The 14,505-nt window shown below is 69.5% G+C and carries 14 protein-coding genes; 6 read left to right on the top strand and 8 right to left on the bottom strand.

The genetic code is table 11. The annotated features are described in order from the left end of the window. Positions 1 to 534 precede the first annotated feature (534 nt). From folE2 to efp, 6 genes are all read right to left on the bottom strand, one after another. Positions 535 to 1,446, bottom strand: a complete 912-nt coding sequence (gene folE2 / locus ABE487_RS04470; protein WP_346444137.1) for a GTP cyclohydrolase FolE2 — start codon at positions 1,444 to 1,446, stop codon at positions 535 to 537. A 112-nt stretch (positions 1,447 to 1,558) separates the two neighbouring features. Continuing rightward, positions 1,559 to 2,224, bottom strand: coding sequence for a phytoene/squalene synthase family protein (locus ABE487_RS04475; protein ID WP_346449690.1), 666 nt, complete (start codon positions 2,222 to 2,224; stop codon positions 1,559 to 1,561). After that, positions 2,221 to 2,919, bottom strand: coding sequence for a phosphoglycolate phosphatase (locus tag ABE487_RS04480; RefSeq protein WP_346451355.1), 699 nt, complete (start codon positions 2,917 to 2,919; stop codon positions 2,221 to 2,223). Before ABE487_RS04480 ends, ABE487_RS04475 begins: the two co-directional genes overlap by 4 nt. Next, positions 2,916 to 3,626 carry a bifunctional 2-polyprenyl-6-hydroxyphenol methylase/3-demethylubiquinol 3-O-methyltransferase UbiG gene (gene ubiG, locus ABE487_RS04485; RefSeq protein WP_346449691.1) on the bottom strand — a complete coding sequence of 237 codons (711 nt, stop codon included), beginning with the start codon at positions 3,624 to 3,626 and terminating at the stop codon, positions 2,916 to 2,918. Before ubiG ends, ABE487_RS04480 begins: the two co-directional genes overlap by 4 nt. A 10-nt stretch (positions 3,627 to 3,636) precedes the next feature. Next, positions 3,637 to 4,983, bottom strand: coding sequence for a TRZ/ATZ family hydrolase (locus ABE487_RS04490; RefSeq protein WP_346449692.1), 1,347 nt, complete (start codon positions 4,981 to 4,983; stop codon positions 3,637 to 3,639). A gap of 124 nt (positions 4,984 to 5,107) precedes the next feature. Continuing rightward, positions 5,108 to 5,674 carry an elongation factor P gene (gene efp / locus ABE487_RS04495; RefSeq protein ID WP_047135839.1) on the bottom strand — a complete coding sequence of 189 codons (567 nt, stop codon included), beginning with the start codon at positions 5,672 to 5,674 and terminating at the stop codon, positions 5,108 to 5,110. Between the two features lie 96 nt (positions 5,675 to 5,770). Here efp and epmB point away from each other — a divergent pair, with 96 nt between their 5' ends. Further along, positions 5,771 to 6,814: an EF-P beta-lysylation protein EpmB gene (gene epmB / locus ABE487_RS04500; RefSeq protein WP_346451354.1), complete on the top strand. Its 1,044-nt coding sequence runs from the start codon at positions 5,771 to 5,773 to the stop codon at positions 6,812 to 6,814. Between the two features lie 23 nt (positions 6,815 to 6,837). Beyond that, positions 6,838 to 8,922, top strand: a complete 2,085-nt coding sequence (locus ABE487_RS04505; RefSeq protein ID WP_346449694.1) for an EAL domain-containing protein — start codon at positions 6,838 to 6,840, stop codon at positions 8,920 to 8,922. 483 nt (positions 8,923 to 9,405) lie between these two features. Here ABE487_RS04505 and htpX read toward each other — a convergent pair whose 3' ends face one another. Then, positions 9,406 to 10,311: a protease HtpX gene (gene htpX, locus ABE487_RS04510; RefSeq protein WP_047135836.1), complete on the bottom strand. Its 906-nt coding sequence runs from the start codon at positions 10,309 to 10,311 to the stop codon at positions 9,406 to 9,408. Positions 10,312 to 10,460: 149 nt separating this feature from the next. Between htpX and gluQRS the strand changes: the two genes are divergently transcribed. The 4 genes from gluQRS to phbB (ABE487_RS04530) all read left to right on the top strand — a co-directional run bounded on the left by gluQRS (position 10,461) and on the right by phbB (ABE487_RS04530) (position 13,559). Continuing rightward, positions 10,461 to 11,363, top strand: coding sequence for a tRNA glutamyl-Q(34) synthetase GluQRS (gene gluQRS, locus ABE487_RS04515; RefSeq protein WP_346444126.1), 903 nt, complete (start codon positions 10,461 to 10,463; stop codon positions 11,361 to 11,363). A 54-nt stretch (positions 11,364 to 11,417) separates the two neighbouring features. After that, complete coding sequence (gene phbB, locus ABE487_RS04520) at positions 11,418 to 12,158, top strand: acetoacetyl-CoA reductase (protein WP_346444124.1); 741 nt, start codon at positions 11,418 to 11,420, stop codon at positions 12,156 to 12,158. An 82-nt stretch (positions 12,159 to 12,240) separates the two neighbouring features. Further along, on the top strand, positions 12,241 to 12,774 hold the full coding sequence (gene phaR / locus ABE487_RS04525; RefSeq protein ID WP_346446195.1) for a polyhydroxyalkanoate synthesis repressor PhaR: 534 nt from the start codon (positions 12,241 to 12,243) through the stop codon (positions 12,772 to 12,774). A 41-nt stretch (positions 12,775 to 12,815) separates the two neighbouring features. Next, positions 12,816 to 13,559 (top strand): acetoacetyl-CoA reductase, encoded by a 744-nt coding sequence (gene phbB, locus ABE487_RS04530; RefSeq protein WP_346451641.1) that lies wholly within the window; start codon positions 12,816 to 12,818, stop codon positions 13,557 to 13,559. Between the two features lie 19 nt (positions 13,560 to 13,578). Here phbB (ABE487_RS04530) and ABE487_RS04535 read toward each other — a convergent pair whose 3' ends face one another. Next, positions 13,579 to 14,490, bottom strand: a complete 912-nt coding sequence (locus ABE487_RS04535; protein WP_346444122.1) for a M48 family metallopeptidase — start codon at positions 14,488 to 14,490, stop codon at positions 13,579 to 13,581. Positions 14,491 to 14,505: the final 15 nt, after the last annotated feature.

The raw sequence follows: 14,505 nt of genomic DNA on the forward strand, positions 1-14,505 counted from the left end.
TCCCCAGCTGGTGTTGGAACGCTGAGGGTAGTTGCCCACGTCGTTCGCCCTCCCCCGCGCGGCGGCGCGTTCGTCAGGGTCGGCACGTTGTGATCATGGAGGCGCGGTTCGATGTTCGGATCGATCCCCAACTGGTGTTGGAACGCTGAGGGTAGTTGCCCACGTCGTTCGCCCTCCCCACGCGCGGCGGCGCGTTCGTCAGGGTCGGCGCGTAAATGGTCGCAGGCGCGCGCTTGGATAGACTGCTACGCACGATGGCCGCATCCCACATCCTCTTGCTGACTCTTCTCGCCGCCCCCACGGTTGCCGGGTGCGCGTCGAAGCCGCCCCTTCCGCGCTCTGTGACCGAGGCCGACGTCACCACGCCCCAGGGGCACCGATTGACGCGCGACCACGGCGCCAACGCCCGGCTCTCGCTGCAGTTCTGAGCGGGCCTGGGACCGGCACCTAGAAAAAGGGCAGCTTCGGCCGCCTCTCTTCGTTGCGGCGGCAGGCCGCAAAACGAAGGGACTCCTCCATCGTGGCGGTGGGCAGTCAGCCGCTGACGCGTGCCACCGCGTCGTGCGCGTGCAGGCTTTCGAAATGGGCGACGGTCGCTTCGAACCGTGCCACGCGCGGATCGGCGCTGAGCACCGCAGCGACGCGGCGGGCAGCGTCCTCGCAGAACATCAGATGCTCGGCGTTGAGCGCAGCGAACGCCTGCTCGTCCTCGCGCTTGACCGCGGTCTGGACCGGGGTGCCGAGCGCGAGTTCGAGTGCATCGATCAGCGACAGGACCGGCAACGCATCGACATCGGGCGACAGCCGCAGGCGCACTGTCGCGCGGCTGCGCTGGGCATGCGGCGTCGCCGCCAGGCCGCGCGGCGAGGCCAGCCAGTCGTGCACGGCGTCGAAGCTCGGCGCGCTGCCGGCGAAGTCAGCAGCGAACCGGGCCGCGTTGAGCTGGCGCGACAGCGCCGCCGAGGCCGGGCATGTGCTGGAGTACTCGACCGAGAGCGTCAGCGTGAGTGCCAGGCCGTCGGGGCCCAGCACCGCATCGAGTTCGATCGGATAGGTCTTCCAGCCGCTGTGATCGCTGGCCAGGGCACGACGGCGCAGCAACTGGCCGTACTTCAGCGTCAGGTGCACACGATCGGCCAGGCCGCGCTGGGAGTCGATGCAATCGGCCAGCACGCGTGCGAGCGTATCGCGCCCGAGCGTCTCGCGCGCCAACGCGTCCTGCAGGTGCAGATACAGCCGCGACATGTGGATGCCGCGTGCATCGGGATCGATCAGATTCACGCCGATATCGGCACGCGCCGGCACGGTCACCGCTTGCCCATCCCCGTCCTCGACGCGCAACGGCAACGCGATCTCCGCCATGCCCACCCAATCGAGCAGACGCGCCGCCTGGGCCTGGTCGCCGGCGACATCGGGAAGAACGGGAGGACGGACTGAATCGCTCAAGGCTGCGCTCGCGGGGGGACGGGACGACGCCCGGACGGGCGTGGGCCACGCAGTTTAACGGCTCTCCGGGTCCGTGCCCTGCAACGCAGCGTGTCGCGCGAGCCCGCGTGGCTCAGCCGCGGGCCGCGCGCCAACCCAGCCAGAGCACGGCCAGTCCGTTGGTCGGGCGCAACTGTCCGTGCCGCGCCAGTGGCCGCAGGCGAGCGGCGATGATTGCATTGCCGATCCGGCGCGGCCGGGTCCCGCCGTCGCGCTGCGGCCAGCGCGCGAGCAGCCGTGCGGCCAGCGACTGGTCGCCGCGCAGCATCGCCTGCGGCGCCAGCAGCGGCGAGGCGGTGATGCGCCCGTCCCCGCTGTCGCGGCTGTCGTCGCCGAACAACGCCATCTCACAGGCGGCCACGGCCAAGGCGAGGTCGTGCAACCGCTCCAGGTGGGCGGCCGGCTCGGGGGCGGCATCGCGCGTGGCCGGCAGCAGCCGCAGTGCGAGCGCCAGCGTGCCCCAGGGCGCGGCATGCCGTTGCAGGTGCACCGCCAGTGGATGCCGACGCGCGCCCTTCTCCCAGCCCTGCAGTTCCTCCTGCCACCAGGCCAGCTTGGCCAGGCCGGGCGTGGGATCGCTGCCGCCCCAGGCGGCCTCCCCGAACTCGTCGAGCAACGCGAACCAGGCCTGCGTGCGCTCACGCAGCTCCGGAGCGACGAAGGCCAGGCCGATGCGCCATTCCGGCCACCGGGCCTGCCACTTGGCCAGGAAATCATCGTCGTGCGGCGACGCGCTCATGCCGGACGCGGCCAGGCAGCGGGCTGCGACAGGGCCTCGGGCGTATCGAGCATCGTATCGCCCTGCCAGGCGATCGGATCGTCATCGTCCAGCCGATAGCCCCACAGCGCGACGATCGACGGCATGTCGGCCGCACGCGCGGCGAGGATGTCGCGCGCGTCGTCGCCGACGTAGACGCAGTCGCGTGCTGGGATACCGATGGCCGCGGCGGCGTGCAGCAGCGGCAACGGATGCGGCTTGCGCTCGGCCAGGGTGTCGCCGCCGATCAGCACCGCGCAGCGGTCCTGCCAGCCAAGCTGCGGCAGGATGCGTTGTGCGAGCGCTTCAGGCTTGTTGGTGACGATGCCCCAGCGCGTGCCGGCGGCCTCGAGCGCAGCCAGCATGGCCTCCACGCCATCGAACGGGCGGCTGTGCCGGCCCAGTTCCTCGCCGTAGACGGTCAGGAACTCCGGCACCAGGGCAAGCACGCCCTCGGCATCGAGTTCGGGGAACGCGACAGCGGCCATCGCCCGCGCGCCGCGCGAGACCACCGGGCGGATGTCGGCCAGCGCCAGCGGCGGGCGGCCACGCGCGCCAAGCATCCGGTTGACCGTTGCCAGCATGTCGGGGGCGCTGTCGAGCAAGGTGCCGTCCAGATCGAACAGCGCGCCGGCCGGGAACGCCATCGTGACCTGCGTAGTCGTCGCGCCGCTCACGCCGGCTTCCGCGCCCAGGCGACGTAGTTGATGTCGGTCCGGCGGACCAGCCGGGCGGCATTGCGCCAGGGCTCGTACATCAGCCCGCTGACATCCTCGAGCCGCAGATCGGCCTCGCGCAGCCAGCCGGCAAGCTCGGACGGGCGGATGAAACTTTCGTAGCGGTGCGTGCCGCGCGGCAGCAGCCGGGCGACATACTCGGCGCCGACGATCGCCAACGCGAATGCGGCCGGGGTGCGATTGAGCGTGGACACGAACAGGTGCCCGCCGGGGCGCAGCAGCGTTGCGCAGGCCTGCAGGATCGCCGCCGGGTCGGGCACGTGCTCGAGCATTTCCATGCAGGTCACGACGTCGTAGCTGCCGGGACGCTCGGCGGCCAGCGCCTCCACCGACTGCACGCGATAGTCGGCCTGGATGCCGGTTTCCAATCCGTGCAGGCGTGCGACCTTGACGAGATCCTCAGCCAGATCGATACCGGTCACCTTGCCGCCGACCCGGGCCATGGCCTCGCTCAGCAGGCCACCGCCGCAGCCGACATCGAGCACGTCGGCGCCATCGAGCCGGGCGCGGGCGCGCACGTACTCGAGCCGGGCCGGATTGAGCGCATGCAGCGGGCGCTGCGGCCCGTCGACATCCCACCAGCGGCTGGCCAGCGCGCCGAACTTGTCGAGCTCGGCCTGATCGTAGTTCTCGTGTCGGGCGTTCATGCGGGCCTCGTCATGCCCCGGTGCGGAGCGTGGAAATGCGGTCCCGCCACTGGCGGGCATTGGCGGCGATCGCCTCCAGGTCGAATCCGACCAGTGCGCGCTCGCGCAGCTTGGGCTGCCCGGCGATCCAGACATCGCTGACCTGATGGCGCCCGGTCGCGTAGATCAGTTGCGAGACGACATGATGCAGCGGTTGGGTCTCGATCGGCGACAGGTCGACGCAGATCAGGTCGGCCTGCTTGCCGACCTCGATCGAGCCGATCCGGTCGCCGAAGCCGATCGCGCGCGCGCCGCCGAGCGTGGCCGCGCGCAGTGCGGTGAACGCGTCGAACCCGGCCGCATCGCCGGCCACGGCCTTGGCGAGGATCGCCGCGGTGCGGGTCTCGCCGAACATGTCCAGGTCGTTGTTGCTGGCGACGCCATCGGTGCCGATCGCCACGTTGATGCCTGCGCGCTCGAGCGCGCAGGCCGGGCAGAAGCCCGAAGCGAGCTTGAGGTTGGATTCGGGGCAATGCACGACGCTGACGCCCCGCTCGGCGCACAGGTGGATCTCGCTTTCGGTCAGCTGGGTCATGTGCACCGCGATCAGGCGGTCATTGATCAGGCCCAGCCGGTCGAGTCGGGCGAACGGGCGCTGGCCGTACTCTTGCAGCGACTGCTCGACCTCCTGGGCGGTCTCGTGCAGGTGCAGGTGGACTGGCACATCGAGCTGGTCGGCGAGCATCCGCACGCGCTCGAAATTGGCGTCGTTGACCGTGTAGGGCGCATGCGGCGCGAATGCGGTCGCGATCAGCGGATCGTCGCGCCACTGATCGTGGACCTCGCCGGCGCGGTCGAAATACTCGTCGTCGCTGCTGGCCCAGGCGGTCGGAAAATCGATGACCGGCAAGCCGATGCGCGCCCGGAACCCGTGCTGGCGATAGACCGCCGCCTGCACATCGGGGAAGAAGTAGTTCTCGTTGACGCACGTGGTGCCGCCGCGGAGCATCTCGGCCAACGCCAGCGTGACGCCGTCGGCGACGAACTCCGGGCCGATCACCGCACCCTCGACCGGCCAGATGTGCTGCTGCAGCCAGACTTTGAGCGGCAGGTCGTCGGCGATCCCGCGCAGCAGCGTCATCGGGTTGTGCGTATGCGCGTTGACCAAGCCCGGCAGCAGCGCCGCGTGCGGGCGCTGGACGGTCTGGGCCGGCGCGAAGCGCTGCCGGGCCTCAGCGGTCGGCAGCACCGCGACGATCTCGCCGCGGTGGATCGCGACGGCATGGTCGTCGAGCACGACCGCGTGCGGCTCGACCGGCACGACGTGCCCGGCCTCGATCAGCAGGTCGATGGACTGGGGAGCGGAACTGTCTGTCATGCGGGGCCTCGATCGATACGCAGGAAGCGTCGGTGGACGCCGCGCGCGATCGGCGCGTTCGCGGCCGCGCGGGCGATGGTGGACGCGCAGCAGGCCGCCTGCGGGCGGCGCCGCTGCGGGTCGATCACTTGACGCGGCTGACGTACTCGCCCGACCGGGTGTCGACCTTGATGACTTCCTCCTGGCCGACGAACAGCGGCACGCGGACCACCGCGCCCGTCTCCAGAGTCGCCGGCTTGCCGCCGCCGCCCGAGGTGTCGCCGCGCACGCCCGGATCGGTCTCGGTGATCTGCAGCTCGACGAAGTTCGGCGGCTGGACTGCGATCGGCGTGCCGTTCCACAGCGTCACCACGCACTCTTCCTCGCCCTTGAGCCACTTCTCCGCGCCGCCCATGCCGGCCTTGTCGGCCTGCACCTGCTCGAACGATTCGGGGTTCATGAAGTGCCAGTACTCGCCGTCGCTGTAGAGGTACTGCATGTCGGTGTCGAGCACGTCGGCCGCTTCGACCGAGTCGGTGCTCTTCATCGTGATTTCCTGCACCCGGCCCGTGCGGATCTGGCGGTACTTCACGCGCGTGAACGCTTGGCCCTTGCCCGGCTTGACGTATTCGGTGTCGGTGATGACCGCGGGCTCGTTGTTGACCAGGATCTTCTGGCCATTCTTGACGTCGTTCATGCCATAACTGGCCATCGCTCGCTCCTGCTGGGCCGGCGTTGCCGGCGGCTACACTATGGGGTTTCCCGGCAGCGGTGCACGCGGCCGGCTCGAATTGGATCGCAGTCGCACATGATACCCGCAGCCCCCCTTCCGACGCAGCCGCGCCGCTGGCAGCAGCTCTGGCGCGATGCCGTGCGCGATCCGCGCGAGTTGCTCGACCTGCTCGGCCTGCAGCCCCAGGCGCTGGGCCTGTCGCCCGAGGCGGCCACCCAGTTCCCCCTGCGGGTCCCGCGCGGCTTCGTGGCGCGGATGCGCCCCGGCGACCCCTCCGACCCGCTGTTGCGCCAGGTCCTGCCGCTGGATGCGGAACTGCGCCCGGCGCCCGGCTTCGGCCTGGACGCGGTGGGCGACGGCGCGGCCAAGGCTGGGCATGGCGTGATCCAGAAGTACGCCGGCCGCGCGCTGCTGGTGGCGACCGGCAGCTGCGCGGTGCATTGCCGTTACTGCTTCCGTCGCCACTTTCCGTATGCCGAGGAAACCGCGGCGGCCGGCGGCTGGGGCGCGGCACTGGCGGCGATCCGCGACGACGCTTCGATCGAGGAGGTCCTGCTGTCGGGCGGCGACCCGCTGTCGCTGTCGACCGCCAAACTCGTCGAACTGACCGATGCGCTGCGCGGCATTCCTCATGTGCGTCGCCTGCGCATCCACACCCGCCTGCCGATCGTGCTGCCCGAGCGGGTCGACGCTGAGTTGACCGACTGGCTGTCCGCACTGCCCTGGCCGCTGGTGATCGTGGTCCACGCCAACCACGCCAACGAGTTCGACGGCGATGTCGATACGGCGATGCGCCGCCTACGCGCCACCGGCGCAGTGCTGCTCAACCAGGCGGTCCTGCTCAAGGGGGTCAACGATCGCGTCGAGACGCTGGCGGCACTTGCCGAACGCGGGCTCGACGCCGGTGTGCTGCCCTACTATCTCCATCAGCTCGACCGTGTCGCCGGCGCGGCCCACTTCGAGGTCGACGATGCGACCGCGCTCGCGCTGCACGCCGCGCTGGTGGCCCGGCAGTCGGGCTATCTGGTGCCCCGGCTGGTCCGCGAGGTCGCCGGCGACACATCCAAGCGCGCCTTGACCCAGTCCTCGGATGGACGCCTGGCGCCCCCCGTGGCATAAGGCGCTCATCACCGGAGACCCGCATGCCAGAGAGCAACGCCGATTCCGCGCTGCGCCTGCTGATTGTCGACGAACGCGTCGAGGATGCCGAGGCGGTCGTCAGTGGGTTGCGCAATGCCGGCATCGCCGTGCGCCCGCTGCGGGCGGCCTCTTCCGACGAGCTGGGCCACATGCTGACCGGCCAGGTCATCGACGTGGCGATCGCCGCGCAGGCGGCGGTCACCCTGCCCTTCGCGCGGGCGATGCAATGCATCGCCGACAGCGGCCAGGACATCCCGGTCATCGCGCTGGTCGATGCGCTCGACGAGGCCGCGTTCGTCGACGCAGTGCTCGGAGGCGCGCGCACGGTGGCGTTGCGCCACGCTCCGCAGCAACTGCTGGCCGCGGTGCGCGATGCCTGGGCCGACCGCCAGGCGCGGCGCAACCTGCGACGGCTCGAGGCACGGGTCCGCGAAAGCGAACGCCGCTGCGATGCGCTGATCGACTCCTCGCGCGATCCCATCGCCTACATCCACGAGGGCATGCACATCCGCGCCAACGCGGCCTACCTGGAAATGTTCGGCTACGGCGACTTCCAGCAGATCGAAGGCGTCTCGCTGCTGGACATGGTGGCGCCACAGCACGTCGATGCCTTCAAGGCCCTGCTCAAGTCGCTCAGCCGCGGCGAGCCGCCACCGCTGCGCCACGAGATCGAGGCCCGCGATGCGGAGGGTCAGGCGTTTCCGGCCGCCATGGAGTTCACGGCCGCCCAGTACGAGGGCGAACCCTGCCTGCAGGTCGTGTTCCGGCGCCGGGAGTTGATCGATCCGGAGCTCGCCTACGAGCTCGAAGCGCTGCGCCAGCGCGACCACGTCACGGGCCTGCTCAATCGGCCGGCGTTCCTGCGCGAACTCGAGGACGCGGTCGACGACGCTGCGCGCGGGCAATCGCGGCACGGTTTTCTGATGATCGAGCCCGACCGCCACCAGCAACTGCTGGCCGACATCGGCCTGGACCATGCCGACGAGCTGCTGGCGGCCGTCGCCGCGCGGCTCGAGTCGCTGCTCGAAGGGACGGCGATCGCCGCGCGTTACGGCGGCACGACCTTCGCGGTGCTGCTGCGCGAGGGTGACTACCACGCCACCGCCGCCTTGGCCGAGCACCTGCGAGCGGGCTTCGCCGATCATGTGTTCGAGGTGGGCGCGCGCTCGACCGTGGTGACGTTGAGCATCGGCGGCATCCAGATCGGCGAAACCAGCGCCAACGTCGGCCAGGTCCTGGCACGCGCGACGCAGGCACTGGAGTCGGCTTCCGGCGCCGGTGGCGACCAGTGCGAGGTGTTCGACCCGGGCGCTGCCGACCGGCTGGAGCAGGAGCGGCTGCAGTTGTGGATCGCGCGGCTGCGCACCGCGCTCGACCACGATGGGTTTGTGCTGCACTACCAGCCGGTGATCAACCTGCAGGGCGATACCGCGCCGGTCTACGAATGCCTGCTGCGGCTCGACAGCGGCGACGGCGAACTCGTCGCGCCGGGCACATTCCTGCAGATCGCCGAGGACCACGGCATGCTCGCCCAGATCGACCGCTATGTGGTCGGCCGGGCGATCGCCGCAATCGCCCGGCGCCTGCACGAGGGACGCCCCACGACGCTATTGGTGAAGGTCAGCCAGGCGTCGCTCGAGGCGTCGGGGCTTGCGGCGTTCATCGGCGAGCAACTGGCCCATCACCAAGTGCCGGGTCGGTATCTGGTCGTGCAGTTGCCCGAGTCCAAGGTATTCACGCATCTCAAGGCGACGCAGGCCTTCGCAGCCCACGTCGCCCGCCTCGACTGCGTCTTTGCGCTCGAGCAGTTCGGCGCGGGGCTGGATTCGTTCCAGTTGCTGAGCCATCTGCAGCCGAATCTGCTCAAGCTCGACCGCAGTTTCACTCAGGACCTGCCAGCCAACGCCGACAACCAGGCCCGCATCGGCGAGATCGCAGCGCGTGCGCGTCAGATCGGCATCCGCACGATCGCCGAGTTCGTCCAGGACGCGGCCAGCATGTCGATCCTTTTCGCCGCCGGCATCGACTACGTGCAAGGCAATTTCCTCGCACCCGCCGGCCCGGGCATGCACTACGACTTCGAGTAGCCACCACGCGGCGCGAATCCGCGCTCCGAAGGTGCTTGGCTGACGTCAGGGGAATCTGGCTTGTGCCCACTCGATCACTCGATCAGGGGCATTCTTCTCCGGAACGCGCGTCGCGCCGGCCGGGGACTGCTCACCGGCTCGGTCATCCATCCATGGATGACAAACCGGGGTCAGAGTGCAAATTGGCGGGGGGAAATTGCACTCTGACCCCGGTTTTCCGTCTCAAACGATCTCGGCAGCGGACTGGCCACCGGTGGCCGCGCCCGAGTCAAGGCAGAGTGAGCATGGATGGCGTGCGCGGCATGCCGCGCATCCATGCGAACGCCACGCGTGCTTCGCGTGGCCGGACCGCGCACGGGACCTGCCGAGGGGAGAGCGGCTTCCGGCCGGCCGATGCCCATCCGAAATAGAAGTCGGTCACCGCACCTCACAAAAAAAAGCCCGCCGAAGAGGCGGGCTTTTCGTTCCACTAGCACATGAGGCTCAGGCCACCACGCCCTGCCGGACGCTGCTGCCGTCGAGGTTGGCGTTGCGCAGCGCGGTGATGCGCTCCTCGAGCGGCGGATGGCTCATCAGCAGGCGCTTGAGGCCACCGCCGACGCCGCCGCTGATGCCGAACGCAGCGACCTGCTTGGGCAGCGTGCTCTCGCCATAGGTCTGCGCCAGCCGCTCGAGCGCGGCGATCATCTTCTCGCGACCCGCCAACTGGGCACCGCCGGCATCGGCGCGGAACTCGCGATGGCGCGAGAACCACATCGCGATCATCGACGCGAACAGACCGAAGATCATGTCGAGCACGAACACGATCGCGAAATAGGCAATGCCACCACCGCCGTTGTCGCGGCCGCCGCTCAGGTAGCCGTCGATCGCACGGCCGACCACGCGGGCCAGGAAGATCACGAAGGTGTTGAGCACGCCCTGCAGCAGCGTCATCGTCACCATGTCGCCATTGGCGACGTGGCTGACCTCGTGCGCCAACACCGCCTCGGCCTCTTCGCGCGTCATCGCGCGCAGCAAGCCGGTCGATACCGCCACCAGCGAGGCGTCGCGGCGGGCGCCGGTGGCGAACGCGTTGATCTCCGGCGCGTCGTAGATCGCGACCTCGGGCATGCCGATACCGGCCATCTGCGCCTGCCGCTGCACGGTCGTCAGCAGCCAACGCTCGGCCTCGTTGCGCGGCTCGGTAATCACCTGGGCACCGGTGAAGCGCTTGGCTGACCATTTGGAGATCGCCAGCGTGAAGAACGCACCGCCGAATCCGAACAGCGCGGCGAACACCAGCAACCCGGCATAGGTCGAAGGATTGATGCCGAGCACGGCCATGACGATGCTGACCAGGGCCAGCACGGCGAAGTTGGTGGCGATGAGGAGGGCGTAGCGCTTGAGCATCGGGGGCCTTTTTGAGGTCTGCCTGCGTCTGGCGGGAATCGGAATGTGTGCGAAGAATTTGCGCACGCGCCCCCATGATTTCAATTCACGGGCCGCGATGCCACAGTGTGCGCCCCGTGACAGTTCATGTTCGAGACAGTTCCGGCGCGATGTCGCCTTCTGCCCTTCCCCCTTGCGGCCGCTTTGCGCCGTCCCCGACCGGGCCCCTGCATGCCGGGTCGCTGGTCGCCGCGCTCGGCAGCTGGCTGATGGCGCGCCGCAGCGGTGGACAGTGGCGGGTGCGGATCGAGGATGTGGACCGGCCACGCGAGGTCGCCGGCGCGGCCGACGCCCAGTTGGCGATGCTGCGCGCCTGCGGTCTGGACTGGGACGGCGAGGTCGTGCGCCAGAGTGCCCGCGAGGCCCTGTACCAGGCGGCGCTCGACCGGCTGCTGGCCGACGGCCATGCGTTCGTCTGCCACTGCACCCGCAGCACGCTGGCGGCGGCCGGCGGGATCCATCGCGGTCGTTGCGTCGCACCCCGCCCGCGCCCGGACCCGGCGATCCGCCTGCGCGTGCCGCCGGGTACGCAGATCGCGTTCGACGATGCGCTGCGCGGCCGGATCGAACAGGACCTGTGGACGGAGGTCGGCGATTTCGTGCTGCGCCGGGCCGACGGACTGTGGGCCTACCAGTTGGCGGTGGTCGTCGACGATGCCGACCAGGGCATCACCGACGTGGTCCGCGGCGCCGACCTGCTCGATTCCACACCACGGCAGATCCTGCTCCAGCAGCGGCTCGGGCTGCCCATCCCGCGCCACGCGCACCTGCCGCTGCTGCGCGACGCCACCGGGCGCAAGCTGTCCAAGTCTCTCGGCGCGGAGGCGCCCGACCCGGCCGCTCCTCTGCCCGCCCTGCGCGCGGCCTGGCAGGCGCTGGGGCAATCGCCGCTCGCGGCCGACAGCGTGCAGGCCTGGCGCGCGCGCGCGCTCGAGTGCTTCGATCCGGCGCGCATTCCGATCGTCGATCCGGTTGGTGCATCGCACACTGGACGCGCTTGTCAGCATGGCTAGACTGGCTTGTCGTCGCCATGGGGGCGACGCCTGCATCGCAATGGGAGGGCGGCAATGAGCGCACGCGTGGCATTGGTCACCGGCGGCACCGGCGGTATCGGCACGGCCATCGTCAGGCGCCTGGCCGACAGCGGCTATCGCGTCGCCACCAACTACCGCAACGCCGAAAAAGCGCAAGCCTGGCAGCGGCAGTTGCGCGAGGCCGGCTACGAGGTCGCGATCGCGGCCGGGGATGTGTCCGACCACGTCGAGGCCGAGCGCATGGTGCGCGAGCTGGAGTCCCAGCTCGGGCCTATCGATATCCTGATCAACAACGCCGGCATCACCCGCGACGGCACGTTCCACAAGATGCAACCGCAGCAGTGGCAGGACGTCATCGGCACCAATCTCAACTCGGTCTACAACGTCACCCGTCCGGTGATCGAGGGCATGCGCGAGCGCAAGTGGGGCCGGATCATCCAGATCAGCTCGATCAACGGCCTCAAGGGGCAGTACGGCCAGGCCAACTACGCCGCGGCCAAGGCCGGCATGCACGGCTTCACGATTTCGCTCGCGCGCGAGAACGCCAAGCTCGGTATCACCGTCAACACGGTCTCGCCCGGCTACGTCGCCACCGACATGGTGATGGCGGTGCCCGAGGAGGTGCGCGCCAAGATCGCCGCCGACATCCCGACCGGGCGGCTGGGACGCCCGGAGGAGATCGCCTACGCGGTCAACTTCCTGGTGGCCGAGGAAGCGTCGTGGATCACTGGCTCCAACCTCGACATCAACGGTGGCCACCACATGGGGTGGTGAGGGGGCGACCGCGCCGCGCGTCCATACCGCGGCGAACGGTCTGCAGCGCGTTGCCGCCGGCCGCATTCATGCCTTGTTCCAGTTGCGCCCCCTTCCCCGCTGCGCCATGCTGCGCGGCATCAAAGACTTGAGTACCGGCTTCATGGGCGCCACGCGCATCATCAAGAAGTACCCCAACCGTCGGCTCTACGATACGGAAATCTCCAGCTACATCACCATCGAGGACGTGCGCCAACTCATCGTCGACGGCGAGAACTTCGAGGTGCGGGATGCCAAGAGCGGCGAGGATCTGACCCGCTCGGTCCTGTTGCAGATCATCTCCGACCAGGAGTCGGACGGCGAACCCGTGCTCTCGACCCAGCTGCTGAGCCAGATCATCCGCTTCTACGGCGATTCGATGCAGGGATTCATGGGCAGCTACCTGGAACGCTCGATGCAGGTCTTCCTCGACCAGCAGCAGCAGTTCCGCCAGCAGATGGGTGGCCTGCTCGGGCAGACGCCGTGGGCGATGATGAACCAGCTCACCGAGCGCAATCTGGAAATGTGGAAGGAATTCCAGAAGACCATGACCGGCGGCGTCCACACCGATCGTCCGGGCGACAAGCGCGGCCGCTGAGCCGACGCACCGTGTCCGTGCCCGACCGGGCGCCCTCCCGCATGAACTCACCCCCTCGAATCGCGCTGGTCACCGGCGGCCTGGGCGGCATCGGCCGCGCGATCTGCATGCGTCTGGCCGCCGCTGGCTGCCGCGTGGTCGCCGCCGACCTGCCTCGCGATCCTGCGCGGCGCCAGACCGGTCTCGACCCGCTGCCGACGCAGATCGAGACGCTGGCGCTGGACGTCGGCGACTTCGACGCCTGCGCGGCGGCAGTCGCCGACATCGAAGCACGGCATGGCCGGCTCGACATCCTGGTCAATGCCGCCGGCATCACCCGCGACGCCACCCTGCGCAAGATGACGCGTACGCAGTGGGACGAAGTGCTGCACATCGACCTGGGCAGCGTGTTCAACCTCTGCCGCCATGCGGTCGAGGGCATGGCGACGCGCGGCTTCGGGCGCATCGTCAACATCGGTTCGGTCAGTGGCCAGACCGGCAATTTCGGCCAGACCAACTACGCCGCGGCGAAAGCCGGGTTGCACGGATTCACGATGGCGCTCGCACGCGAGGTCGCCGCCAAGGGCGTCACCGTCAACAGCCTGTCGCCCGGCTACGTCGCCACACCGATGACCGCGGCGATGCCGCCTGAGGTGCTCGCGCGCACCGTCGCCAGCGTGCCGGTGGGCCGCGTCGGCCAGCCCGACGACATCGCCCGTGCGGTCGCGTTCCTGGCGGCCGACGATGCCGGCTACATCACCGGCGTCAACCTGCCGGTCAACGGCGGCTTGTTCATGAGCTTCTGAGGCGCCCGGCCGCGCACGGTCAGCGGGTGGCGGTCTGTGCGTCCTCGCAGAACTTCGCGCGGTACTCGAGCGCCTTGGGCATCAGCCCCTCCAGGGTCTGGATGCGGGTGCCGGGATTGGGGTGGGTCGACGAGAACTCCGGCGGCGCCTGTCCGCCGCTGGCCTCGCCCATGCGTTGCCACAGCGGCACCGCTTCGCGCGGATCGAAGCACGCTGCCGCGGCAAGCATCAGCCCGACCGCATCGGCTTCGGTCTCGTGCTTGCGCGCATAGGGCAGCAGATAGCCGTAGCCCATGGCCGCCATGACCATCTGCTGTTGCTGGGGATCCATCCCGCTCATCGCGCCGGCGGTCTGGCCGATCTGGGTCAGCCGCTGCTGGGCCATGCGCTGGGCGCCGTGGCGCAGCAGCGCATGCGCGATCTCGTGTCCCATCACCACCGCCATCGCATCGGCGGTCTGCGCCACCGGCACCAGCCCGGTGTAGACCGCCATCTTGCCGCCGGGCAGGCAGAAGGCGTTGGCCTGGTCGGACTCGATGACATTGACCTCCCAGTCGAAGGTCTCGGAAAAGCGCGTCGGCGCCAGTCCGTTCTCGCGCGCCAACTCGGCCTCGACCACCCCGACCTTGGCGATCAACCGATCGGCGATCGCGCGCACGTCGCGGGCAACCGGGCTGTCGGGCGCGACCGCACGCTCCTGGCCCAGAATCTCCTCGTAGGCCTGCAGGCCGAGCGCCTTCTCGTCGTCGACGCTCAGGCCGCGGTCGATCAACACCGTCTCCCCGGTGACCGGATCGACCGAGCGGTTGGAGATGTAGTAGTACGCGCCGTAGAGCCCGAACAGCAGCAGGATCACCCACCGCAGGTTGAAGCCGCGACGCGGCGCACGCCCGGGCTGCTGCCGGCTGCCACCGAAGGGATCCTGTCTCATCTCGTTCTCCAGTAC

This window comes from Luteimonas sp. TWI596, assembly GCF_039674105.1.
In the GTDB taxonomy this organism is placed as follows: domain Bacteria; phylum Pseudomonadota; class Gammaproteobacteria; order Xanthomonadales; family Xanthomonadaceae; genus Luteimonas.

Bases quoted from the DNA above. Each gene is read 5' to 3' on its own strand.
- phbB (WP_346444124.1), top strand. From the start codon at position 11,418: ATGAGCGCACGCGTGGCATTGGTCACCGGCGGCACCGGCGGTATCGGC.
- phbB (WP_346451641.1), top strand. From the start codon at position 12,816: ATGAACTCACCCCCTCGAATCGCGCTGGTCACCGGCGGCCTGGGCGGC.
- ubiG (WP_346449691.1), bottom strand. From the start codon at position 3,626: ATGAACGCCCGACACGAGAACTACGATCAGGCCGAGCTCGACAAGTTC.
- htpX (WP_047135836.1), bottom strand. From the start codon at position 10,311: ATGCTCAAGCGCTACGCCCTCCTCATCGCCACCAACTTCGCCGTGCTG.
- ABE487_RS04490 (WP_346449692.1), bottom strand. From the start codon at position 4,983: ATGACAGACAGTTCCGCTCCCCAGTCCATCGACCTGCTGATCGAGGCC.
- gluQRS (WP_346444126.1), top strand. From the start codon at position 10,461: ATGTCGCCTTCTGCCCTTCCCCCTTGCGGCCGCTTTGCGCCGTCCCCG.
- epmB (WP_346451354.1), top strand. From the start codon at position 5,771: ATGATACCCGCAGCCCCCCTTCCGACGCAGCCGCGCCGCTGGCAGCAG.
- ABE487_RS04535 (WP_346444122.1), bottom strand. From the start codon at position 14,490: ATGAGACAGGATCCCTTCGGTGGCAGCCGGCAGCAGCCCGGGCGTGCG.
- efp (WP_047135839.1), bottom strand. From the start codon at position 5,674: ATGGCCAGTTATGGCATGAACGACGTCAAGAATGGCCAGAAGATCCTG.
- ABE487_RS04505 (WP_346449694.1), top strand. From the start codon at position 6,838: ATGCCAGAGAGCAACGCCGATTCCGCGCTGCGCCTGCTGATTGTCGAC.
- ABE487_RS04475 (WP_346449690.1), bottom strand. From the start codon at position 2,224: ATGAGCGCGTCGCCGCACGACGATGATTTCCTGGCCAAGTGGCAGGCC.